Annotated in this window: 23 protein-coding genes and 1 pseudogene; 13 read left to right on the plus strand and 11 right to left on the minus strand. The window is 43.6% G+C overall.

Annotation, left to right across the window (positions count from 1 at the left end; all coding sequences use genetic code 11):
- Positions 1 to 153: 153 nt before the first annotated feature.
- Positions 154 to 348 (plus strand): annotated as a pseudogene (locus B1A85_RS25565) (hypothetical protein).
- Positions 349 to 360: 12 nt separating this feature from the next.
- Here B1A85_RS25565 and dprA read toward each other — a convergent pair.
- Both dprA and B1A85_RS13035 read right to left on the minus strand, forming a co-directional pair.
- Positions 361 to 1,458 (minus strand): DNA-processing protein DprA, encoded by a 1,098-nt coding sequence (gene dprA, locus B1A85_RS13030; RefSeq protein ID WP_104547348.1) that lies wholly within the window; start codon positions 1,456 to 1,458, stop codon positions 361 to 363.
- A 530-nt stretch (positions 1,459 to 1,988) separates the two neighbouring features.
- Positions 1,989 to 2,768, minus strand: coding sequence for an ABC transporter permease (locus B1A85_RS13035; protein WP_104547349.1), 780 nt, complete (start codon positions 2,766 to 2,768; stop codon positions 1,989 to 1,991).
- 157 nt (positions 2,769 to 2,925) lie between these two features.
- On the opposite strand from B1A85_RS13035, the gene B1A85_RS13040 reads away from it, so the two are divergent.
- The 5 genes from B1A85_RS13040 (at position 2,926) to B1A85_RS13060 (ending at position 7,046) form a co-directional block, all read left to right on the plus strand.
- Positions 2,926 to 4,059, plus strand: a complete 1,134-nt coding sequence (locus B1A85_RS13040; RefSeq protein ID WP_104547350.1) for a cob(I)yrinic acid a,c-diamide adenosyltransferase — start codon at positions 2,926 to 2,928, stop codon at positions 4,057 to 4,059.
- 170 nt (positions 4,060 to 4,229) lie between these two features.
- Positions 4,230 to 5,117, plus strand: a complete 888-nt coding sequence (locus tag B1A85_RS13045) for a TIGR02587 family membrane protein (protein ID WP_104547351.1) — start codon at positions 4,230 to 4,232, stop codon at positions 5,115 to 5,117.
- Entirely contained in the window at positions 5,114 to 5,500 is a 387-nt protein-coding gene (locus B1A85_RS13050) for a hypothetical protein (RefSeq protein ID WP_104547352.1), read from the plus strand. Before B1A85_RS13045 ends, B1A85_RS13050 begins: the two co-directional genes overlap by 4 nt.
- A gap of 197 nt (positions 5,501 to 5,697) precedes the next feature.
- Complete coding sequence (locus B1A85_RS13055; protein WP_104547353.1) at positions 5,698 to 6,393, plus strand: hypothetical protein; 696 nt, start codon at positions 5,698 to 5,700, stop codon at positions 6,391 to 6,393.
- A 77-nt stretch (positions 6,394 to 6,470) separates the two neighbouring features.
- Positions 6,471 to 7,046 carry a DUF924 family protein gene (locus tag B1A85_RS13060; protein WP_104547354.1) on the plus strand — a complete coding sequence of 192 codons (576 nt, stop codon included), beginning with the start codon at positions 6,471 to 6,473 and terminating at the stop codon, positions 7,044 to 7,046.
- 46 nt (positions 7,047 to 7,092) lie between these two features.
- Here the strand turns inward: B1A85_RS13060 and B1A85_RS13065 are convergent, their stop codons facing one another.
- The gene (locus B1A85_RS13065) at positions 7,093 to 7,977 is read right to left on the minus strand and encodes a tetratricopeptide repeat protein (RefSeq protein WP_104547355.1); all 885 of its coding nucleotides are present in this window, start codon (positions 7,975 to 7,977) and stop codon (positions 7,093 to 7,095) included.
- Between the two features lie 199 nt (positions 7,978 to 8,176).
- Between B1A85_RS13065 and B1A85_RS13070 the strand changes: the two genes are divergently transcribed.
- Positions 8,177 to 9,571, plus strand: coding sequence for an LCP family protein (locus tag B1A85_RS13070; protein ID WP_104547356.1), 1,395 nt, complete (start codon positions 8,177 to 8,179; stop codon positions 9,569 to 9,571).
- A gap of 230 nt (positions 9,572 to 9,801) precedes the next feature.
- On the opposite strand, the gene B1A85_RS13075 is transcribed toward B1A85_RS13070, so the two are convergent.
- Positions 9,802 to 10,455 carry an L-threonylcarbamoyladenylate synthase gene (locus B1A85_RS13075; protein ID WP_104547357.1) on the minus strand — a complete coding sequence of 218 codons (654 nt, stop codon included), beginning with the start codon at positions 10,453 to 10,455 and terminating at the stop codon, positions 9,802 to 9,804.
- A gap of 73 nt (positions 10,456 to 10,528) precedes the next feature.
- Here B1A85_RS13075 and larC point away from each other — a divergent pair, with 73 nt between their 5' ends.
- Positions 10,529 to 11,764, plus strand: a complete 1,236-nt coding sequence (gene larC / locus B1A85_RS13080; protein WP_104547358.1) for a nickel pincer cofactor biosynthesis protein LarC — start codon at positions 10,529 to 10,531, stop codon at positions 11,762 to 11,764.
- Positions 11,765 to 12,052: 288 nt separating this feature from the next.
- Here larC and B1A85_RS13085 read toward each other — a convergent pair whose 3' ends face one another.
- Together B1A85_RS13085 and B1A85_RS13090 are read right to left on the minus strand one after the other, a co-directional pair.
- The gene (locus B1A85_RS13085) at positions 12,053 to 12,862 is read right to left on the minus strand and encodes a hypothetical protein (RefSeq protein WP_104547359.1); all 810 of its coding nucleotides are present in this window, start codon (positions 12,860 to 12,862) and stop codon (positions 12,053 to 12,055) included.
- 81 nt (positions 12,863 to 12,943) lie between these two features.
- Positions 12,944 to 13,507 carry a DUF6658 family protein gene (locus B1A85_RS13090; protein WP_104547360.1) on the minus strand — a complete coding sequence of 188 codons (564 nt, stop codon included), beginning with the start codon at positions 13,505 to 13,507 and terminating at the stop codon, positions 12,944 to 12,946.
- A gap of 439 nt (positions 13,508 to 13,946) precedes the next feature.
- Here B1A85_RS13090 and B1A85_RS13095 point away from each other — a divergent pair, with 439 nt between their 5' ends.
- Complete coding sequence (locus tag B1A85_RS13095) at positions 13,947 to 14,900, plus strand: lysylphosphatidylglycerol synthase domain-containing protein (protein ID WP_104547361.1); 954 nt, start codon at positions 13,947 to 13,949, stop codon at positions 14,898 to 14,900.
- On the opposite strand, the gene B1A85_RS13100 is transcribed toward B1A85_RS13095, so the two are convergent.
- The gene (locus B1A85_RS13100) at positions 14,893 to 16,116 is read right to left on the minus strand and encodes a hypothetical protein (RefSeq protein ID WP_104547362.1); all 1,224 of its coding nucleotides are present in this window, start codon (positions 16,114 to 16,116) and stop codon (positions 14,893 to 14,895) included. The genes B1A85_RS13095 and B1A85_RS13100 overlap by 8 nt on opposite strands.
- A 1,036-nt stretch (positions 16,117 to 17,152) precedes the next feature.
- On the opposite strand from B1A85_RS13100, the gene ndhL reads away from it, so the two are divergent.
- From ndhL to trpA, 3 genes are read left to right on the plus strand one after another with little or no spacing between them, the layout of a single operon-like run.
- Entirely contained in the window at positions 17,153 to 17,365 is a 213-nt protein-coding gene (ndhL, locus tag B1A85_RS13105; RefSeq protein ID WP_104547565.1) for an NAD(P)H-quinone oxidoreductase subunit L, read from the plus strand.
- A 3-nt stretch (positions 17,366 to 17,368) separates the two neighbouring features.
- Positions 17,369 to 17,695 (plus strand): DUF3007 family protein, encoded by a 327-nt coding sequence (locus B1A85_RS13110; protein WP_104547363.1) that lies wholly within the window; start codon positions 17,369 to 17,371, stop codon positions 17,693 to 17,695.
- A gap of 43 nt (positions 17,696 to 17,738) precedes the next feature.
- Positions 17,739 to 18,536: a tryptophan synthase subunit alpha gene (trpA, locus tag B1A85_RS13115; protein WP_104547364.1), complete on the plus strand. Its 798-nt coding sequence runs from the start codon at positions 17,739 to 17,741 to the stop codon at positions 18,534 to 18,536.
- Positions 18,537 to 18,887: 351 nt separating this feature from the next.
- On the opposite strand, the gene B1A85_RS13125 is transcribed toward trpA, so the two are convergent.
- A complete protein-coding gene (locus tag B1A85_RS13125) occupies positions 18,888 to 19,379 on the minus strand; it encodes a DinB family protein (RefSeq protein ID WP_104547365.1) in 492 nt (163 codons plus the stop codon).
- 315 nt (positions 19,380 to 19,694) lie between these two features.
- Between B1A85_RS13125 and B1A85_RS23930 the strand changes: the two genes are divergently transcribed.
- Positions 19,695 to 19,868 carry a hypothetical protein gene (locus B1A85_RS23930; RefSeq protein WP_168192400.1) on the plus strand — a complete coding sequence of 58 codons (174 nt, stop codon included), beginning with the start codon at positions 19,695 to 19,697 and terminating at the stop codon, positions 19,866 to 19,868.
- Positions 19,869 to 19,966: 98 nt separating this feature from the next.
- On the opposite strand, the gene B1A85_RS13130 is transcribed toward B1A85_RS23930, so the two are convergent.
- The 3 genes from B1A85_RS13130 to B1A85_RS13140 all read right to left on the minus strand — a co-directional run bounded on the left by B1A85_RS13130 (position 19,967) and on the right by B1A85_RS13140 (position 22,688).
- The gene (locus B1A85_RS13130; RefSeq protein WP_104547366.1) at positions 19,967 to 20,764 is read right to left on the minus strand and encodes an alpha/beta fold hydrolase; all 798 of its coding nucleotides are present in this window, start codon (positions 20,762 to 20,764) and stop codon (positions 19,967 to 19,969) included.
- Positions 20,765 to 20,908: 144 nt separating this feature from the next.
- Positions 20,909 to 21,616 carry a glutathione binding-like protein gene (locus B1A85_RS13135; protein ID WP_104547367.1) on the minus strand — a complete coding sequence of 236 codons (708 nt, stop codon included), beginning with the start codon at positions 21,614 to 21,616 and terminating at the stop codon, positions 20,909 to 20,911.
- 64 nt (positions 21,617 to 21,680) lie between these two features.
- Positions 21,681 to 22,688: an NAD(P)-dependent alcohol dehydrogenase gene (locus B1A85_RS13140; protein WP_104547368.1), complete on the minus strand. Its 1,008-nt coding sequence runs from the start codon at positions 22,686 to 22,688 to the stop codon at positions 21,681 to 21,683.
- Between the last annotated feature and the right edge of the window lie 19 nt (positions 22,689 to 22,707).

The raw sequence follows: 22,707 nt of genomic DNA on the forward strand, positions 1-22,707 counted from the left end.
TGGATGAGTTGCGTTTGTTGGTACGAGAGCGATTGCAACAAATGACCCAAGCAGTGATTCGTTCAATTGTCGGTAGAGCCTCCATCCTTGAGGCATTATCTGTAGCCGGTCTTTAAGGAATTGGTATAATACCATTGAGCAGAATTTGGCAAAATGGCACAAACTCAAAGAAAACCTGTATATGTACAACCAGAACACCATGAAATTTTAAGGCGCATTGCCTATGAGGAACGCTGCAATCTGTCGGATGTATTAGACGTAGTGCTAGAACAAGCCGATTGAAAAAAAGTTGCTAGGGAAGCTAGCCAGAAACCCACTCAGCGTGCAATGGAAAGAACAAGTCAATAAAAGAGTGCAAAACTAGCACCGCTGATAGCGCATTCCTGGTAGTTGAGTCACTAATCCTGCGAGTTCTAGCTGCAGTAGCGCACTCGAAACGTTACTTGCGGAGTAACCTGTTTGCTGCACAATCGAGTCAAAGGGCATTGCTTCAGTTGCGATCGCCTGCAAAACTTTTTCCAACTCTGGTGCTAATTCAGGTGCGGCGACAGTTGGCGTTGCATCGATTTGCGGTATTGTGCCTAACATTTCTAGTAACTGCTCTTCGCTTAAAATCACTTCAGCACCTTTACGCAATAGTTCCAAACAACCAAGCGATCGCGGATTATCTAAAGATCCTGGTAACACATAAACATCACGACAAAATTCATTCGCAAAATGTGCGGTAATTAATGCACCCGAACGTATTGGCGCTTCTAGCACAAGTACCGCCCGCGTCAAACCTGCAATAATGCGATTGCGACGTGGAAAATGCGCGCGCTCTGGTGGTGTCTTCGCGGGATACTCGCTGACAACTAATCCTTGATTGAGAATTTGCTGGTAAAGATCCTGATTGCGTGCTGGATAGACAACATCGACACCAGTACCGAGTACCGCGATTGTTCTTCCACCGGCGGCTAAACAGCCGTGATGCGCTTCGGTATCAATTCCATCCGCTAAACCTGAAACGACGGTAAACCCATTTTTTGCTAAAGTCGCGCTAATTTTGCGCGTCCAACGCTTGCCATAGTCTGAAGGATTGCGCGTACCAACAATACTCACGAGTGGTTTGTATCCAAGATTTTCTTGGAGATCGACGGCACCACGATAGTAGAGTACTGGTGGTGGGCTAGGAATTTCTAACAGCAAGCGAGGATAATCGGTGTCTACAGGTGTCCAGAAATGCTGATTCTGTTTTTGGTGTTCGCATAGAACCTGTTCGGGTTGTAACTGCGATCGCGCTACTCTGACTGCGGCGATCGTCTGAACGCCAAATCCTTCAACTTGCTGCAACTCATTTTCTGGCGCTTGCCATGCTGCGGCTAAAGTTCCAAAATGTTGTTGCAATCGCTGCAATAAAACTGGACCAATGCCGGTAATTTGCGACCAAGTAAGCCAGTAAGCACGTTCCGCTAGCAATCTTTGTTCCTCAAGGATAGAGACTGGAAATAAATTGGGGTTTTTACGAAGAAAGGCAGAAATCTTGTATGTTCTAGAAAATAACTTCTCCCATTGCTTTTATGGTTTAAAGCCCTGAAATACATTTACGAACGCAAAATATAGCAATCAAAGGGAAAGTTAGGACATTCTAAAAGCTCAGAAATCTTGCCCTGGCTAACTTTTAGCCCTAACCTCTGCTATGATATGTAAGTCTTGCGCCATGTATCTCAAAACACTGAGTCAACAGCGATCGTCCCCTAAATAGATTTAGGAGATTGCTTCCTGCCTTCTACCTTCTTAATAAAATTCCCAACTACTATCTTTTCGTAGCCTCTAGCTTCTTGTCTTTAATCGCTTGTTTTCTTCATACTGCATTTAGAAATCAAGCATAAAAATCGGCGATCGCTTCACAAATCTAGCAAAGCTCAGAGAAATTACTATATTGACTAGAGCTATTTGAGAGTTGGGCGTAAGTAAAGCAATTACGTTCAAGAGCCTGTGCTGCTTTTTTAAAACTGACGGCGCGAGAAAATCAGAATTGCGATCGCTAATAATAACCCTGTATACAACACCCCATAACCTGCATTCGCGATGAGTGTCAGTGGATTTGGTAAAACATCAGCGCCGTAAACGGCTAAATTTTTCAAATCTAAACGCGATAGATCGGGTAAAAATAGATATAACCCTTGAGTTATGCGCTGAATATTGACACTTTCGCTGAGACGACCTAACGTCACTAAATCTTGAGTAAAGTTACCCATCAAATAAACGCCAAAGCTCAAGAGTGTTGCGAGAACTGAACTTGTAAATACGCCAAAGGCGATCGCCACTGCCGTAATTAGTGACAACTGCAAAAATAAAAACAGCGCCGCCAGAACGATACTACCCAACGGATACGGAATACTGCCTAAGTGCAAAAATGCAAGATAAATTGCAGTCATCGCCGCAATCAACACGCCCAAAACTGCAGACAAGCCCAAGTGCTTACCTGCAATAAATTCGCCACGACTAATCGGTTTAGCAATTAAAACTAATACAGTTCGTTTCTCAATTTCTTTATTGATTAAGCCTGTACCAATAAAGATGGCAACGATTAAGCCGAGTATACTCATCGCGCCTAAACCAAGATCCAAGAAAATCTTATCTTCTGTTGTCGCAGCGAGTTGCGGTAATAACCAAATTGCCACCGCCAACATTAAGGCATATAAACCAACGATATAAAGAATGCGATCGCGTACCACTTCGCGAAATACATTTGTTGCTATCACCAAGATGCGACCGAAACTCATACGACTAAGTGTTAAGTATGATGAATTTTTATCTAAAAAAACGTTCTCTAACTGTTATACCCTCTAGCGATTCGCTTCTCACCACTCGCGCTTCATCTCTAGCAATCAACCAAGACGTCCGTTAAAATCTAAATCTGCATCAACATCGAAAACAGCAATGACAAGAAACGGCATTGGTATTCGCACAGCGCAACTACGTCCTCACAGGGTTGTAGGGCAAATTCACGTTTACGACGGTGCCGGAAAAGGTAAATCCCAAGCGGCTTTAGGCGTCGTTTTACGCTCGATTGGATTAGGTATTAATAGCCGTAGCGCTGCTCGTGTTTTACTGCTACGCTTTCTCAAAGGACCAGGACGCGCCTATGATGAAGATGGAGCTATCGAAGCTTTGCAACAGGGTTTTCCGCATTTAATTGACCAAGTACGTACAGGAAGAGCCGAGTTTTTTGGTCCTGATGAAATTATGCGGTTTGACCGTCAAGAAGCGCGACGCGGTTGGGATGTTGCCAAAGGCGCGATCGCTTCAGGTTTGTACTCTGTGGTTGTGTTAGATGAACTCAACCCAGTTCTTGACTTAGGATTACTCCCAGTCGATGAAGTTGTGCAAACACTCAAATCAAAACCTGAGGAAGTGGAAATCATTGCTACAGGTAGAGGCGCACCGCAACAACTTCTTGATATCGCCGATTTGCACTCGGAAATGAAACCGCATCACCACGCAACAGCCGCCGCTCAAGGAATTTCCGGAATTGAAATTTATACAGGCGCTGGGAAAGGAAAATCAACAAGTGCATTAGGTAAAGCATTGCAAGCAATCGGTAAAGGAATTAGTCAAGATAAATCCCACCGCGTTTTGATTATGCAATGGCTCAAAGGTGGAAGTGGCTATACCGAAGATGCCGCGATCGCCGCTTTACAACAATCCTACCCTGCATTAGTCGATCATCAACGTTGCGGGCGCGATGCCATTGTGTGGCGCGGTCAACAGCAAGAATTAGACTATGTAGAAGCTGAGCGCGGTTGGGAAATTGCCCGTACAGCGATCGCTTCGGGTTTGTATAAAACGATCATCCTCGACGAACTAAATCCTACAGTCGATCTAGAACTGTTACCTGTCGAGCCGATTGTTCAAGCGCTAGTGCGTAAACCCCGCGATACCGAAGTTATCATCACAGGTCGCTGTCACAATCCACCAGCTTATTTCGACTTAGCGAGTATCCACTCAGAAGTTTTTTGTCACAAGCACTACGCAAACCAAGGAGTCGAACTCAAACAAGGTGTCGATTTTTAGTAATATAAAATTCATCAAGGTGCAATCATGGAAAATACTCAAGTCCTCGATTTGGTAGCAGGTGGGTTAGCAGTCGTCATTCTTGTCGGCGGCTATTTAATGATGTTTACAGATATCTTGACAAAAAAGAAGTAATATGTTATGGCACAGGTAGCTTGCCTATCAGCGCGATGAACGATCGAAGTCAACGATCGCTTGTGCGATCGCTTCAAGAGTACCTGCGGGGAATTGCCGGAGGGCTACTATTCAGCTTACCTTTGCTTTACACGATGGAAGTTTGGTGGGCGGGATTTATAGCGCATCCTTTACGCCTACTGATTTACGTCCTAGCAACATTTAGTTTGTTACTTGGATACAATCGCTACGGCGGTTTGCGGCGTTCGGCAGGTCCTTTAGAAGTCGCGATTGATTCGGTCGAAGAGATGGGACTAGGATTAATCATTGCGGCGATATTTCTCTGGCTCTTAGGACGAATCACTGCGGATATGAGCCTCGATGAAATTGCTGGCAAAATTATTATTGAAGCGATGACAGTAGCGATCGGCGTTTCTGTTGGTACAGCACAGCTAGGCGGTGGCGAAGGCGAACAACAAACTGATAGTGGCATGAAGAGTAACTCGCCGCAAGACGACCCCGACCCGACACCGTTTCTGACAGAGAATAGCGGTGATTTTGGCGGACAATTAACGATCGCGTTGTGCGGTGCCGTGTTATTTGCTGCAAATGTCGCCCCTACTGAAGAAATTATTCAAATTGCAGTAGAAAGTAATTCCTGGAGACTCGTAGGCTTTGCACTTGCCTCTATGCTCCTAGGGGCAATGATTCTGTTTTACAGTAACTTTACTGGTACGCAGCAGTTCTCTAAAAAACGCAGCTTTGTCAATGTCATCTATGGCACAATTGTGACTTATGCGATCGCCTTAGTTGCTGCCGCAGCAATTTTGTGGTTTTTCGGGCGCTTTGATGGTATGTCACTCATTACGTGCCTAGCACAAACCGTTGTTTTAGGACTTGCCGCAACGCTTGGTGCTTCGGCAGGAAGACTATTACTGCAATGAAACAACTAGAAAAAAATTGGCTAGAGTGGATTGTTTTTGCGATTAGCCTTGTACTAGTCGTCGGAACATTAGGATATTTGATCTACGACGGGGCAAATACAGGTTCTTCGCCTCCTAGCTTTGCATTTCAACTGGGGCAACCGCAGCCCCAACAAAATTACTTCGTCGTACCAGTATCGGTAACGAATCAAGGTGACGAAACGGCTGAAGGCGTACTTGTCGAAGTAATCTTAGAAAACAATGGCACTGAACAAGAAACCGCAGAATTTGAGATTGCTTTTTTACCGCGACAATCTACCCGTGAAGGCTGGGTAACATTTAAAACCGATCCGCGTACTGTAGAACAAATATCAGCACGCGTTATGGGTTTTGAAAAACCTTAGTAGGGATGCAATAGAAGTAGCGATCTGCTATGTTGTTGTAGCGTTCAACTCGGAACCTTATTTTTTACTTTCCAGTCAGGAGAAATAACAGTGTTGATACTAATTCGCTACTAGAGTGCATCAAATCATACATAGAAATGATAGCAACTCTGACGGACGCGAAATGGTGATTTCGTTCTTAAAGGAGAACGTTTGATATGAATCGTGTTTATTCTTGGCAGTCTAGCACAGCTGGCTTTATGGCGCTTGCCGTTGCCGCAAGTACGATCGCCCCGCTGATGGCATCGACTCCTGCAGCGGCGCAACTCTTTCCTCGGCAACCTTATCCTTCTAGAACCTACCCCTCAACAAATTATCCATCTTCTACACAAGTTACAATTCCCGCAGGTACTTCGATTCCAGCGCGATACGACGAAGCGGAACGTATCATTGTTAGCCCTAATGAAACGATGGCTTTAACGCTCGTGGTGGCAACGAATATTATCAATCGTAGTGGTACTGTATTGATACCAGCAGGAAGTCAAATTGTCGGTCAAATTCAACCAGTTTATGGTGGTTTGCAGTTTGTATCGCGAGAACTTGTGATGCCAAATAATCGACGACAAAGTATCAATGCTAGTTCAAGAGTATTCAACCAAACGCAGGAAATTACGCGCGGCTCGAACACAGGTTCAATTTTGAGAGGTGCAGCTATTGGTGCTGCTGCTGCCGCCGCTATTGCAGCAATTACAGGCGATCGCGCGATTGCTACCGAAGAAGTTCTCGGTGGTGCAGGCTTAGGCGCATTAGGCGGAGTTTTACTCGGTCGTAGACGTGCAGAGGTTGTTGTCATCGATCCTGTACGAGATCTTAATCTGACACTTAACTCCAATTTACCGCTATCTACTTACTAAACACCGCAGTCAACCTCTTGATTCCGCATACACTATAAAGCGAGTAGCTATGAGAGAATACTGCGGCAGAGGTACTGATGTCACAAGTAGACGAAATACTCGCGTTTTGGTTTGGGCAACCAAATACAGCAGATTATGGGAAGCAGCGTGCGTTTTGGTTTACGAAAAGTCCTGAGTTTGACCGCAAAGTGCGCGATCGCTTCTTGAGCGACTACAAACAAGCTGCGGCGCATCAATTAGACTCTTGGAAAGAAGCACCCCATAGCTGCTTAGCACTGATTTTGCTATTAGATCAAATGCCACGCAATATCTTTCGCGGCACTCCTCAAGCCTTTGCGACAGACGCCGCGGCGCTTGCTGCTGCACAGCACGCAGTTGCACGAGGTTTTGACCGCGAACTTTTAAACGTACAGCGTTGGTTTATCTATTTGCCGTTCGAACACAGCGAAAATATAGAGCATCAGCGTCGGTGTGTTGAATTGTTCGCATCGTTGCAAGACGATCCTGAAAGTGCTTCTGCAATCGATTATGCTCAGCGCCATCTAGCAGTTATCGAACGCTTTGGACGCTTTCCGCATCGCAACGAAATTCTTGGTCGCGAATCTACTCCCGAAGAGCTAGAATTTCTCAAACAACCAGGTTCTTCATTTTAATGAGCTGATGATTTTAATGAAGGCGTTCCCAGACCCCAGACCTCTTCTACTGCGGAATAACTTGAATTTGCGCTGGTTGTGAGGGTAGCTCTTGTAAAGCAGCTTGAATTCGCGGTGAAGCGAGTAACTTGCGGGTATCTGCAATTAAGCGATCGCCCCACAATTGTTCGCGTAAAAATTCTACATTACCGTAGCGTTGGTCGATGCGTAATGCAGCTTCGCCCATGGCGATCGCGCGTTGCTGTTCGCCCTTAGTATAAAGCGCAACTGCCATTGCGAGTTGTGGTTCTGCCGCTTGTTTGTCGATATTTATTGCTGCTTGCCAATACTTGAGCGCTGAATCGATATCGCCCTGTTCGTATTTTATCAAACCAATATTGTTGATTGCAGGCCAGAATTTTTTATCCGCTGCGGTTGCTTTATTATACTGCTCAATCGCTTGTGGAAATTGTCCGAGCTTATAGTAGGCGTTACCAAGATCGAATAATCCTTCAGGATCGTTGGGTTTTAACTTTAAACCAGCTTGCAGAGTATCAACCGCAGCTTGATAGTTTCCTTGCTGAAAGTGTGCCGATCCCATAGCAAACATAATTGATGCATTTTTCGGGTCGAGTCCTCTTGCTTGGTCTAAGGCGGCGATCGCTTCATTGTATCGATTTGTTTGCAGATACAAACCACCCAGCAAGAACCACGATTGATAGCTTCTTGGCGCTAATTGCGTTGCTAGTCGCGCTCTTGGCAAAGCTTGTTCGTATTGTTGAAATTGTGCGAGTTGGGCTGCTTCTTGTGCCAATCTTAATCCTTGTTGTTCCAAAGCAGCTGAATTGAGTTGAGGTGCGCGGGGTATGAGTGCCTGTCCCAAGGCGGGTTGAGCTACACCCACTAAGCTACAGACAATCAAGAATTTTATCCAAAGTTTATGATTCGGCACAGTCTAGCCTCACACAATCAATATACAGAATCTTCAGCTAGCTTAAACTATTCGCAGGTAAATATGTAGGGGGTCAGGGCACTCATCACTCACCCCTTACTCTTATTTAACTTCATCTTTTGTCATGAAAATCTCTATTTGTCTTTTACAGCTTAGATTAACATAACGTGTAAAGTGCGGTATTAAGAGGACAATTACAGTGGTTAAGGGAGTAGAAACGCACATTAGGCAAAAGATTCAGCCTGTCGCCGCCCAAGCAAAAAGGCAAGCAATCGGTGCTAAACAGCATCTTTTACTTGTGTTGTGGGCAATGCGTCGACGAAATCCCCTATTATTTTGGGGTGGTATTGTTTCTATGTCTATGGTATTTGGGGCGAGTGTAGCACTATTTACCCCAATGTGGTCAAATAGCAATACATTCCAAAATAACCAATTTACTGGACAAGGTTTTATCAAGCGGCGATCGCCTGTAGATTTTTGGGCTGACGCTTCGCAATATCAAATATCGCGTCCGGTCAATATTTTGATCTTGGGAATCGATCCTCCCCTCAATACAAAGAATAATGCGTCGGGAGTTTTTGCCGGTTCGAGCGATACAATGCTGCTGGTGCGGTTAGACCCGACAAATCACTCGCTGAAAGTGCTGTCTATCCCTAAAGATAGTCAAGTTGTTATTCCAGAAATCGGTCTAGAAAAAATATCGCTGGCTAATATGAAAGGTGGTCCAGCTTTAACCGCAAGAGTCGTTAGCCGCACTTTAAATAATGTACCGATTGACCGCTACGTTCGGATCACTACCAATGCTTTACAAGAATTAATTGATTCTTTGGGTGGGGTAGAAGTTTTTGTTCCGCAACAAATGTCTTATACGGATACGACTCAAAAACTAGAGATTAACTTAGCCGCAGGATGGCAAACTTTGGATGGCGATCAAGCACAAAAATTTGCCCGATTTCGGAATTCAAAAGTTGGCGATTTAGATCGGGTGCAGCGACAGCAGATGTTGCTCAAAGCGATTCGCGATCGCCTTACTAGCCCTACAGTTTTACCGATATTACCTCAACTCGCCCGTAAGATCCAAAGTTACGTCGATACTAACTTAAGCCTAATCGAGACGCTAGCGCTGATTAACTTTGGCATTAGAGTTGAGCCACAAAATCTTCAGATGGTGCTCGTTCCTGGTAGTCTTAGCCGGTTAAGTTTAGATCCGAGTAGCTACTGGCTGGATGGCATTGGTATTAACCGCGTGATGAGCGAGTATTTTGATGTCCAGCCGCTTGGTGGAATGCAAGTATCCCGTAGGCGATCGCTGACTTCGCTAAAAATTGCAGTTCAAAATGCAACTGGCGATCCGAGTGCGAGCGATCGCGTGACTCAATACTTGCGATCGCGTGGTTTTGCCAGAGTTTACACTGTTTCTGATTGGCTCGATTCGCAGCGTCAAACTGAAATTATTGCGCAGCAGGGTAACTTAACAGCAGCAACCGATCTCCAACAAATTTTAGGGGTAGGAGTTGTGGAACCAACAGCTACAGGCGATCTTGATTCGCACTTAACAATTCGTATCGGTCAGGACTGGTTGCAACAACTATGAACGACTGAGTGTTGTTATCATTAAGTTTTTAAGGTGATACTTCTCAATTAATTCAGGATTGAGTAGTTATACCATTTCTCTAAATAAGAACTACAATTAACTTCTCCTCTACCCCTCTGCGTCCTCTGCTCCTCTGCGGTCTATTTGTAGCAACTTTAAAGCGAAACGGTATTACTCTGACGTGACTTTAGTTAGATAATCGCTGTTTGAATTACTAAGGTTTCTTTGGATTAAATCCAAGCAACTGCTTCTTCCCAACCTAAACCTTTGCGGGCGATCGCTGGTTCACTTTCTGTAAAATCTAAGATCGTAGAAACTTGGTATCCCAGTTCCGAACCATCATCGACAATAACATCGACTAATTTATCTAGACGGTCAAATAACTCAACTTTAGAAATATTTGCTTCGTCTTGTGAAGATGAGCGTCCGTTTTCATCTTGAGGTAAGTGCGCAGAAGTAGAAATAATCGGATTTCCCAGAGCATCCAATAACGCTTGCGATACTGCATGATCTGGCACGCGGATTCCAGTCGTTTTCCGTTTGGGATGCTGTACCAATCGCGGAACTAACTTGGTTGCTGGTAGTAGAAAAGTATAAGGTCCAGGAATTAAGTGTCGCATAATGCGATAAGCTGTGTCGCTGACTCTGGCATAAGTTGCGACGTTAGACAGCGACGGACATAAAAATGTGAGTGGTTTGTCATTTGATAGTTGTTTAATTTGTCGCACGCGTTGGACTGCTGACTTTGAATTTAAATCGCAGCCGATCGCATAAACTGTATCTGTAGGGTAAAGCATTACAGCGCCATCACGCAGAGCGCTAATAATTTGCTCTATTGTACGCAGTTGCGGAGTATCAGGATGAATTGTGTAAGTTTTAGCCATGACGCTCCTGAAATATGGATATTAGCTAGCCGTTGATTTCTTCTGAGCAGGTATCACCTATTACTTATTACCTATGACAAAACTAGCGTATTTAGAGTGTCCTACTGGTATTGCGGGAGATATGTGTTTAGGAGCACTCGTTGATGTTGGCGTTCCCTTAGAGTACTTAATAGAACAACTCCAGAAATTAGGTATCGCCCAAGAGTATGAATTACGCACTGAAGCAGTGCATCGCAATGGGCAACTAGCAACTAAAGTTCATGTGGATTTGCGTGAAGAACATCATCACAACCAACACGCCCACCATCACGGACGACATCTTCCAGAGATTGAGCAGCTAATTACTCAAGCCCAACTACCATTACAGGCACAAAAGTGGAGTTTGGCAGTATTTCGCCAACTAGCAATCGCCGAAGGCGCAGTACATGGAATTGCACCAGAAAAAGTACATTTTCATGAAGTTGGTGCGGTCGATGCGATTGTTGATATCGTTGGTACTTGCCTAGGGCTAGATTGGTTGGGAATTGATAAATTGTACTGTTCGGCACTGCCTACAGGAGGTGGGACAGTTAAAGCCGCCCATGGACGATTACCGGTACCTGTACCCGCAGTGTTGAAGTTATGGCAAATGCGCAATTGTCCGGTTTATAGTAACGGCATCGATCGCGAACTAGTTACGCCAACCGGAGCAGCGATCGCCACAACGCTTGCAACTGATTTTGGTGCGCCACCGACAATGACGCTACAAAAGATTGGTTTAGGAGCAGGATCGATTGATTTGCCAATGCCAAATATTCTAAGGCTGTGGTTGGGTGAGGAAAGAGGTCAGGAAGTTAGCAGTAGACATACAAATCTTTGTACAGAGACGATTGCGGTGTTAGAAACGCAAATTGATGACCTTAATCCGCAAGCGATCGGCTATGTTTTTGAGGCTTTATTTGCTGCTGGCGCGGTAGATGTATTCACGCAGCCCATCGGCATGAAAAAATCGCGTCCTGGAATTTTGCTGAGTGTTATCTGTCCTTGCGAACGTATCAGTGATTGCGAAGCTGTTCTATTTCAAGAGACAACCACTTTAGGAATTCGTCACGCGCTGCAACAACGTACAATTTTGCCCCGCGAAATCCAACAGGTAAAGACAAAATACGGCGCAGTGCAAGTTAAGATTGCCCGAATCGGGGAAAAGGTCGTTAATGTTCAACCAGAATACGAAGACTGCGCGCGACTTGCCAAAGAACATCAAATTGCATGGCGTGAAATTCACCGACAAGCACTACACAATTGGTATAGCAATCGAGGGGAAAGTTAGAACATGCTAGAAAATTAGAAGCGCGATCGCGTACAGCTTGCATTTATTAAGCAAACCTTGGTACGTGTCGCAACTATCCGTGAAGACACCTTTACACAGAGGTTTTTGCGCTGATGTCGCTTGTAAATCTGACCTTTGCCAAATCTTGGTGGTCAGCCTTCCGATTGCCAATAACAAAAAAGTCAGGCGCTTGGTGTAAATCGAAGCCAAACTTCCTGACTAAGCAAAGCGATATAAGGGTTGAAGAGCTCAGCTGAACTGCGCCGATCCTCTCATTTATGACCTTTCCTACTCTACGGCTTCGCCAACTTTATCGCCTGCTTTGTAAAGCGATCGCTGAGTTGCTTTTCCAGCTTGATAAGCTTTATCCTGAACGTAGTCGGAAGTATCATCAGCAGCCCGTTGTGCTTTGTTAGCTACGTCTTGACCTGCGGCTTTTACATTTGCAGCTGCGCGGTTAGCGCTCCGATTTACGTCTTTGGCGGCTTCTTTTGCACTTTCCGTAGCGTTATCAGCAGCCCGTCTTGCATCACGAGTTATGTCATCGGTTGCATCAAGCGTATTCTCCTTAATATTTTCTGTACCCCGCTTGGTTGCTTTACCCAGTTCTGCAGCTGTGCCTTGCGCTTTTTCTTGAGCAGCTTCGGTGCTACGCTGTACATTCTTACCAAAGTCTTCTAAGTTCTCGCCTTTTTTATCGAGAATACGTTTGGTATTTTCGCCAAGGTCACCTGTCTGGTCAATGACATTCCGTTCGGCGTTCTCTTTCAACGCAGCTGCGCGGTCTGCTGCGGCTTTTTCTAAATTTCTGGCTCTAGGATCGACATCACTAAACTCATTCATCGACCCACCCCGAAAAGAGTTTGTCACGGCTTCATCTGGGACTTCTGGTCGAGGATTATTGCTATTTCTTAGCTGAGTTGTAGGCTCAGACTGCATCCCTGACGGAACATCCTGTCTATCTCCCGACAAACCTGGTGTTGTGCGTGCCTGTACTGCGTTACAAGCTGTGCTAACAAATAGCACAATTCCTGCTAGCAGTGCCATTAATACTTTACTCAGTCGAATGTTTTTAATTGCAGTCATGATTTTGTTCATACAGATACTCCATGCAGTTTTATTTGAGTCAGCAGCTAACTCAATGGCTTGATTGTTTTTCGTTCGTCAGTTAGTCGTCGATTACTTACTTCTGAGCGCAGGATTACTTGTTGCTTCTGGTCTTTTGCTTGCTTCGTCTGCTTTCTCGCCAACAAACTCCGAAGCCTCGCCAAACGCTTCTTGTACCTTTTCTAACCGCTTCTCTACTCGCTGTCCTAAGTCGGCGTCGCGCTGAATGAGTCCACCAGCAGTAGGTTTCTTGAAGTCTTCAGCTGTTTTTACTGGAAGTTGTGCTTCTTTTTCGATTCTACCTTCTGGGGTTTCTGCACCAGGATAAAGAATTTCAGAGTCGTTAGCCGCGATGAGTTGCGAATCTAAAGGTAAGCTAGCTTGATTTCGTCCTGTTTTAACAGGTGTGTTGTTGACTTTAGGATCTGCAGACATATTATAGTTTGTGTAGGCGTCTCCACCTCCCTTGTAGGGATTATTAGCACCGCCCGCTTGAACCGCCGGATTATCTGGGTTTGCGCCTCTAACATCACCAGGGTTGCACGCTGTACTAAAAATAAGCAAGATTCCTGCTAGGAAAACTGTAAGAATTTGGCGTATTCTTAGTTGTTTCATAGTACCTACTAACTTATTCACAAAGTCCTCCTTTCATCTTGAAGCAACCCATAGCTTAGGGTTAACATTTTTTTAATGGTCGCGTCGGGTTTTCATAACCATTTTTGAATACCCATTACGCTGTAATCAACACACTAGATATACAGCAAAATGGTTCAGCTTTATGAGATTCGATAGTTAATTTTAACCACTGATTGATGATGGTAAAAAACAACCAACGCCTGCTGCCTCTAGCAAAGGTCACATTATTAATGAAGTAAAATGCCGCTGTTATCTAACTGTAGAGAGATTTGTCTTACTCTACATTTCTCTGTGTTAAGAGTTGTTGAGCAAAAGCAACATTACTTGTATGATTTGAAGCAGCACTAGCTGTAGGCAAACAATTATTCGATTAGGATTGCAAAAACAGATAGAAATTGACTGCTATAAAAAGAATTTCAGTTGTAGTAGGAGGTAACAAATTTTTAGGTCATTCAAGCAGTGTTGGAGCTACTTAAAACCATACAGCCGATGGTTCATCGTTGGATTAACACTATTCTTTTTACTGCAAGCTTTAATCCGTCATTGGCAAGAAGTTACTGCAATCCAAATCGACTCTAGAGGATGGATAACCTTAGCAGGTGCTTTGTGCGTCACTTTTCTGGCACATCTTTGGTCAGGATGGGTATGGACTTGGATCTTAGAAGACCTCAATCAGCAAGTCAACCAATATCAATTTGTTCGAGTTTATTTAAAAACTAATATTGCTAAGTATTTACCTGGTAACGTTTGGCATTATTATGGTCGGATTACAGCTGCAAAAGATGCAGGTGTTACTACTAGCATAGCAACTTTAAGTGTATTACTAGAGCCACTTTTGATGGCAGCGGCTGCTTTAATAATCGCTTTACTGGGTATTTCTTTTGGAGTCAAAAATCACGGTTTTTTATTAATATTGTTATCGCTTTTGAGTTTAACAGTTATTCTCTTCGGAATCCATCCCTGGTTTTTAAGTAAAGCAATTCGCCTGGTAGGAAAATTAAAATTAAAGAAGAGTTCCACACCTCAAATAAATTCTAATAGCTATATAGCGATACATTATCCTCTAAATCCGCTACTCGGAGAAATGGGCTTTGTTTTGCTACGTGGTAGTGGATTTTTGCTAACTCTACTAGCACTCAATTCGTTGCAGTTGGCACAAATACCTTTGTTTTTAGGCGCTTTTAGCTTAGCATGGCTACTCGGTTTGATTGTTCCGGGAGCACCTGGAGGATTGGGAGTATTTGAAGCTACAGCGATCGCACTTTTACAACATCGCTTGTCTCCTGGTATTGTGATTGGAGCGATCGCTTTTTATCGATTAGTGAGTCTTCTAGCTGAAACTGCTGCTGCTGCGCTGGCTTGGTTGGACGAGCGTCGCCGAGATTTTAATTAAGTTTCACCGGCACATTGTCTATATAGATTGCACACATCACGTTAAAGATATCAAGAAAAGTAGTCATTTTACTTCGTTCGGATTCAGAAGAATTTTCATAATACCTAATTAATTCGGCAATACAAGTTTCGAGATGAATGCGGCAACCTTTACAGATTAATAAAATTTTAATTAAGATCATCACCAACGTTAATGGCGTTCCTTGCGAAATTAAAGTAATAAATATGGGAGATGGCTCGCGACGATCTTCGGTTGTTAGATAGTCAACAACTTTATTACAAGTTCTTAAAATTAACGCATCAGTGAGTTCTTTGTTATCAGAATCAGTATTGCATGCTGCTAGTTTTTTTGAAAGATTGATATTTGGTGTATTGCCTACTTCACTACTATGACTTGAATGAAGTAAAAATTTCTCTAATCTTTCTTTAAATTGACGGTAGTTAATATTTTTTGTTTGCTTGATGAAAACATTGGCTGTGCTGGCATAGCTAGCCGGATCGCGCTTAGCAACGATTAACTTAATTAAGCGTAAGACTTCATCAGGTAAATTTGTAGGATTTTTGTGTTTTTCAGGTTTAGGGGATTGTGCAGAAGCCATATACATCGCTAAATCAAACTTGAATTGGTATTTCAGTTTGTTCGCTTCATATCTGGCAGCTTCGCGTTGTTCGATTGATTTTCTTGTATCATTCGATTGAGCTACTAATACATGAGACTTATAACTATTATTCCAACTAGTTTTTCCTTGTTGACATTTTTCGGCAAATGCTTTAACTTCTGCGTAACTCGCACTACTTACAAAATTTTTTACCCAAACTCTGATAGTATTTTGCGCAGGCACTGTAGAATGATGGCTATCAGGAATATTCTCAAGGATAGCGATTAATTGTTGAATATATTGGATTCTTTTTGTAATTTTCCAATTATTAAGTAAAATGTAACAGCAGCGTTTGATTGTATTATGAAATTCATTTTCATTGTTGCTAGCAATTACTTCTTGTATTGCTTGAAGATGAGCTGCGTTAGTTGTTTGTGGAAGACAAATAAATAAATCGATGAACTGCTGTAAAACTACCTCTGCTGGCAGATTTTTAACATTCTCTAGCAAAAAGCTATAAATAGTCTCTTGGGATTGCGCAAGACTGCGGGGCGGTTGCTCTGACTGGTTAACCGTATGAGTAGATTTATAGCCTGCTGGGTGTGAAGAATTCAACATACAGTTTTTAGAGGTAAGAAACCTCCTGAAGTAAAGGAGGTCGTATATTTACGAGTATTAGAAATAGCACGACAAGGAAGAGAAACTTTGATGCATATTCTCTATAAAACTTCATTGAAAATATGGCACACATACATGAATAGTTCATCAGTAAATTTAACGATCTAAAGCTTGAACTAATTTCTTCATAGTTAGTTGCAGTATCTCCAAAATATCCATGCTTTCATAACATGAATATTCTCTGGTGCCATATTAATTAAGCAGCGATTTTCATGTGGTGACAACATCGAATTAGAGACAAAATTGCGGAGCGTTTATATCGTGTTAGCGTTCCGGTTATTTAAACATTGTCTCTAGTTCGGCGAAGAATATCGCGATTTTTAATGGGGGCGGAGGGACTTGAACCCTCACGACCTTTTACGGTCAACGGATTTTCATTCTCTTGCAGCTTTCGCTACTGCCTTACTAGGCTTTGAGAATTGGACTCTCTCTTTACCCTCGGCTAGACGTTAGGGTAGCTCCCGTCGAGTCTCTGCACCTTCCGAAAAATAGTGACTAGTAGTTAGTTGGTAGTGACTAGAAATGGTAAGAATTCTAGATTCACCTTTACATTACCTATTTTTCGGCTTGGCTCAGGATTGCCGTGTCTGGATGTCAGATTTAGGTTTCCCTGAGTTTGAGAGCGGTCACTTGACAAGTTTCTTTGCCAAGGCTCAATTACTTAAGTCCGTAGCGTCTACCATTCCGCCACGCCCCCTCTTAAGGTTTAGGTCGTTGTGTCAACAACTGCCCTGTTTGTCTATTGCACCATTAAATTGCAATCTATGCAACAACTTTAGCAAAAAAAATTGGCGATCGCCTGTAAGGAGAGGTCGGAGGTCAGAGCTCAGGAAATAATATTAATCTCTGATTCCTGATGCTGGATTCCTGTTTTACTCGCAGCAGCTAGGTAGAATAGCGGTAGAATAGCTAAAAACAAACGATTTACGCGGGGTCAATGGATAGCTTACTAGTGTTTCTCAACCAAAACCAACCGATCGCGATCGCGCTGCTGTATCTAGGATTGGCGGGAGCGTATCTGCTTGTTGTTCCTTTAGCGATCATGCTGTACCTAAAACTGCGTTGGTATAACGCTACATCGTTTGAGCGAGGCTTTATGTACTTCCTCGTGTTCTTTTTCTTTCCAGGGTTATTACTCCTCGCACCATTTATGAATTTTCGCCCCCAGCGTCGGCAAATTCCTAGTTAAACCATGAGTAGATTTACGGTTATTGGAATTGGGCTAGGCGTGTTTGCTGCAGGTGGTATTGTCTATGTCATCCTGCAGGTGGTGGGTTTAGATAGCCTCTCAGCAGGCGTGTGGAGCCAAGCATTGTTGGTTGGTGGCTTAGTAGGATGGTTGGTAACCTATCTTACAAGAGTTATGCGAAAAGACATGACGTATCATCAACAACGGCAAAATTATGAAGAAGCATTTTTGCAAAAAAGGTTAGAAGAACTCACGCCCGAAGAATTAGCAAAATTACAAGCAGAAATCGAACAAGAAAATCAATCCCGCGATTCCTCCTCGAAGGTGTAAAGTGTTGGATGTTGTCTTTGGTCGCCGACACTACCGTTGAAAAATGAACTCAATTTCTGATTGCTTCAAACGCTTGCGATCGCGCGGGGCTTGTGCGTTAATTCCCTTTATAACTGCTGGCGATCCAGACTTGGATACAACCGCTGAAGCTTTGCGGGTTTTAGATGCTGCGGGTGCAGATATGATTGAACTCGGAGTCCCGTACTCCGACCCGCTAGCAGATGGACCTGTGATTCAAGCCGCAGCAAGTCGGGCGCTGCAAAAAGGAACGCGCCTCGAACAGGTTTTGGAAATCGTGCGCGAGGTAAGTCCTACACTGCGATCGCCCATAATTCTATTTACGTATTACAACCCGATATTAAATCGAGGGATCGAGACATTTTTACAACAAATCGCAGACGCTGGTGTTGCTGGTTTAGTTGTCCCTGATTTGCCGCTAGAAGAAGCCGAAGGGCTGCTAAAACCTGCTCAAGAGGTGGGGATTGAGGTGATATTATTAGTGGCTCCCACGAGTTCCCCAGAACGCATCGCGGCGATCGCCCGTGCTTCGCAAGGATTTATTTATTTGGTTAGTGTCACTGGTGTCACCGGAATGCGATCGCAAATGGAAGCGCGAGTTCCTGAATTACTGCAACAAATCCGCAGCTACACCGATAAACCGATTGGAGTTGGATTTGGAATTTCTGCACCCGAACAAGCGCGACAAGTACGCAACGCAGGCGCAGATGCTGTAATAGTCGGAAGTGCGATTGTCAAACGCTTAGCCGATGGAAACCCGCAATTGGGCTTGCAAGCAATCAAAGAGTTTTGCCAAACTTTAAAAGCAGCAATTAACGATTAACATTACTCATATCCGCATAGCGATCGCCTGATCTCATCGGCGTTTTGTTCTAAGAATGGGGACGATATCATTTCCTTGGGCGAAACGTAAATTCATCCTACTGAGTTTTGCAGTAAAGCACAAGTTTGACGGACGTATCAGGTCTACTATTGACGCCGCGAAAACTACTATCTTTTTTGCACACAATTCCAAACTTGGTTACGAGGTAACTTCTGCATGGCTATCGCTTCGGCTTCATCACCCGTACTGTAGAATTCTGACATTCTTATACAACTGAGTTTCATTTCAGACACAGTAAGTCCTTGGGTTCCCAGATTTCGAGTTTTCAATTGTGTTGTATTTCCTATAAAATTACCGTCGAATAATACGATGCATATCGAGTGATGGTGGGGCAATTTCTGTTTGGCTAATCATGTTGTGAACTTGCCCGCGATGATGCGTTTGGTGGTTAAAGAAGTGCGCTACGAGTAAATCTACAGGATCGTTGCAGACACGTCCAGAATTATTGGTATATTGAATTGTGCTGCTCAAAAAATCCTCCGTTAAACTTGCAGCAAAGTTTTCAATTTGCCGATCTTCGGTTTGACGGACTTGCCATAATTCTTCAAAGTCTTTGTAGAGAATTGCATCGAGATTCGTTGATGGGATGGATTTACCCTCAAACCGCCCTAGCCAAATGCGATCGCCTATCATGATATGATTGAGCGTTCCATGAATACTTTTAAAAAATGCTGGGCGAATCTGTTTGCGTTCTCTATCGCTTAATTGAGCGCAAGCTTCGTATAGTTTATGATTTGCTAATGTGTTGTATTTTGCTAATAGTTGGAAATGCTGGGCGAGCATAGATTCTCCTGACGAACCTTATCCACCTTCGCGGACTTAAGACTAATTAAAACTCTTATTAAGAGGGCGTACAGGTACTTGGTTTGATTCAGATCTTCACCATTTTCATCTGTTACCCGATTGCTCGCCCTCCACCTGTGTGCGGGCTAACAGCCAAAGTCTGATAAATCAGACTAAATCAGTTTTTCAGTCGACTTTAAGTGGGCTTGAGCTATCAACTTGGGAATTGGTTCCTTGGCGGGCTGTATGGCTAACCGAGAAGACTGCAAGATTTCAGTTCGAAATAAAAATTAAAGCTGAGTTGAGTCACCTACGATGGAAGAACTGCTAACTCTCAAAGAAATGCTGCTTAAGGATGACATTCCTGCGACGTTAGCGATTGTTGAAGAACTAGAAGACATGGATCGTAATGACATTATTAAAACACTTCAAAGTTACGCAGTCATTTTGTTTTTACACCTTATCAAACAGCAAGTAGAGGCGTTATGAACTGGAAGAATTAGAGCAACGAGCAAATAAAGTAAAAATTATCCATTACGCGCTAGATTTAATTGCAGCGTCGGATGGTTAGATATTTTGTTGATTTGTTATCTAGTCTTTGCTAAAAACTTCAACATTGCGCTAGCTACCGCATCTGGCGCATCAATTAAGAAATCATGACCCCCACGTTCAAGAATCACAAGTTCAGCATTGGGAATACCTTGCGCAAGTTGTTCGGAAAACTTGATTGGTGTAAGAATATCTTGCTGACTTACTAAAACTAGCGTAGGGCAACTAATTCGCGGTAAACGGTCTAAGGTGTCGCTATTTATAATCGCTCGACTTTGATAATACAACCCTTGTGGAGTTGGTGGGAAAGGATACTCCAGTTGGAACTTTAATGCTTCTTCGATAGCGCCAGGAGTTGAATAAAAATCTTCACTTACTGCCCAAGGTAACACTACATAAAAATAAGCTTCGGGATCTAAAATACGTGGCAGATCGCCAAGCGTTTCAATAATGCTACACAAGCGGCGATCGCATGACGCAAAAGTTGCGAGTAGCATCAGGCTATTTACCTTTTCTGGATGTGCTAAGACTAATTCTTGGGCTATTTGACCTCCCATTGAATGACCAGCTACATGGACTTTACTCACGCCGATGTGTTCCAGTAGTACTGCCGCGTCCTCTGCCATTTGTTTGATACTATAAGGACTATCTGGCGCAGAACTTTGTCCAATACCGCGATTATCTATGCGAATAACTTGATATTGCGCGACGAGGGATGGAATTAACAAGTCCCAGTGGGCAGAGTCGCAGGCGAAACCAGGAATTAATAATAGCGGTTCGCCTGTTCCTTGAATGTCATAGAATAATTCAATGCCGTTAGCCTGAAGTTTTGGCATAAGTTAAGTAGGTGAGAAGCAACCTAATTTAAAGGCTGGTGATTATTAGCCATTAAATTTTATTCGGCTATCTGCTTTGCAATGACCAATTACCCATTACCTGACATAAAAAGATGGATTTCTAATTATGCCTACCTCACTGACTTAGCTTTTTTGCTGAATTGTGTTTGCTGATTGATTAAATAACAAATTCCTTGACTTTTCAATGTCAAGTGCTTGGTCTTTAAATGCTTCAGCTTTCTCGTAAGCACGAATTGTCGCAGGACGTGCTTTAATCGCTTCAAACCAGCGCTGCAAGTGAGGAAAATTCTCTAGCTTTTGTCCTTGACGTTCATAGGGTACAATCCAGGGATACGCGGCAATATCAGCAATTGAGTAGTTATTACCTGCCAGAAAAGTGCGATCGCTTAATCTTTTATTCATTACCGCATACAACCGCCCTGTTTCATTAACGTAACGATCTATTGCATAAGGAATCTTTTCAGGGGCATACTGACTAAAGTGATGATTTTGTCCTGCCATAGGTCCTAAACCGCCCATTTGCCAGAATAACCATTGCAGCGTTTCGACGCGTTGGCGGATATCGCTGGAAATTAGTTTTCCCGTTTTTTCGGCTAAATACAGTAAAATCGCTCCTGATTCAAACACTGAGATAGGTTCGCCGCCATCTGCTGGGGCGCGGTCAACAATTGCCGGAATGCGATTATTTGGGGCAATTTTAAGAAAATCGGGCTTAAACTGATCTCCTGTACCAATGTTTATAGGAACGATCGTGTAAGGAAGTTCAACTTCCTCTAAAAACATAGTAATTTTGTGACCGTTGGGTGTTGTCCAGTAATAAAGGTCAATCATTACGATCTCCTAGTTATATTTGTGTGGATACTGATGCCATCTGTAATCGGTCAAACTAAAGTTATCAAAAGCGAATGCAGATTTTACCGAAGTGCGAACCACTTTCCATGTATTTGAGTGCTTCTGGGACTTCGTGGAAAGGATACACGCGATCGACTACAGGGCGTAATTTGTGCAATGCGATCGCCGAATTCATCGCCGCAAACATCTCGCGCGAACCGACATAAATTCCTTGTACGCGGACGTTTTTCATCAAAATTGCTGCGGTAGCAACTTCGCCTTTACCGCCACTTAAAACCCCAATTAAACTAATTTGTCCGCCGTGACGTACTGCACGTAGCGATTCGGATAATGTACCTGCACCGCCGACTTCCACGACGTAATCAACACCCTTACCATCGGTGAGTTCGCGCACTCGATTACCCCATTCAGGGATTTGTTGATAATTAATTGTCTCTGCTGCGCCCATTTTCCGAACCCGTTCTAGTTTCTCATCGCTACTTGATGTGGCGATTACTCTTGCACCTGCAATTTTGGAAAACTGCAACGCAAATATCGAAACTCCGCCAGTTCCTTGCACCAATACAGTATCGCCTGCTTTTAAATTACCCGCGTGAAATAGCGCATTCCATGCGGTGACAGCCGCACAAGGTAACGTTGCAGCTTCTTCATCAGTGAGATGTTCGGGTACGCGCACAACACCATCTTCATGCAGCACTGCATACTCTGCTAAAATGCCGTCAATTGCACCGCCTAAAGCCGATTGGGTAATTTCTGGTGTCAGTTCGCCACCTATCCACTTTTGAAAGAAAATTCCCGCAACGCGATCGCCGACTTTCACGCGCGTGACGCCTTCGCCTACAGCCACAACTGCGCCTACACCATCAGAAAAAGGAATTCTCGGTAAAGGTAATTTGGGATCGTATAAACCTTTAACTACCAGTAAATCGCGGTAATTTAAGGAAGCCGCACGCATTTTCACAAGTACCTGTCCGTAACTCAGTTGCGGGTCGGGGCGTTCGGTTAAGGTTAGCGCATCGATGCCAAATTGTTGAATTTCGTATACCTTCATCGTACTTTACCTACCTTTA

The organism is Chroococcidiopsis sp. TS-821 (assembly GCF_002939305.1).
Lineage (GTDB): Bacteria > Cyanobacteriota > Cyanobacteriia > Cyanobacteriales > Chroococcidiopsidaceae > Chroogloeocystis.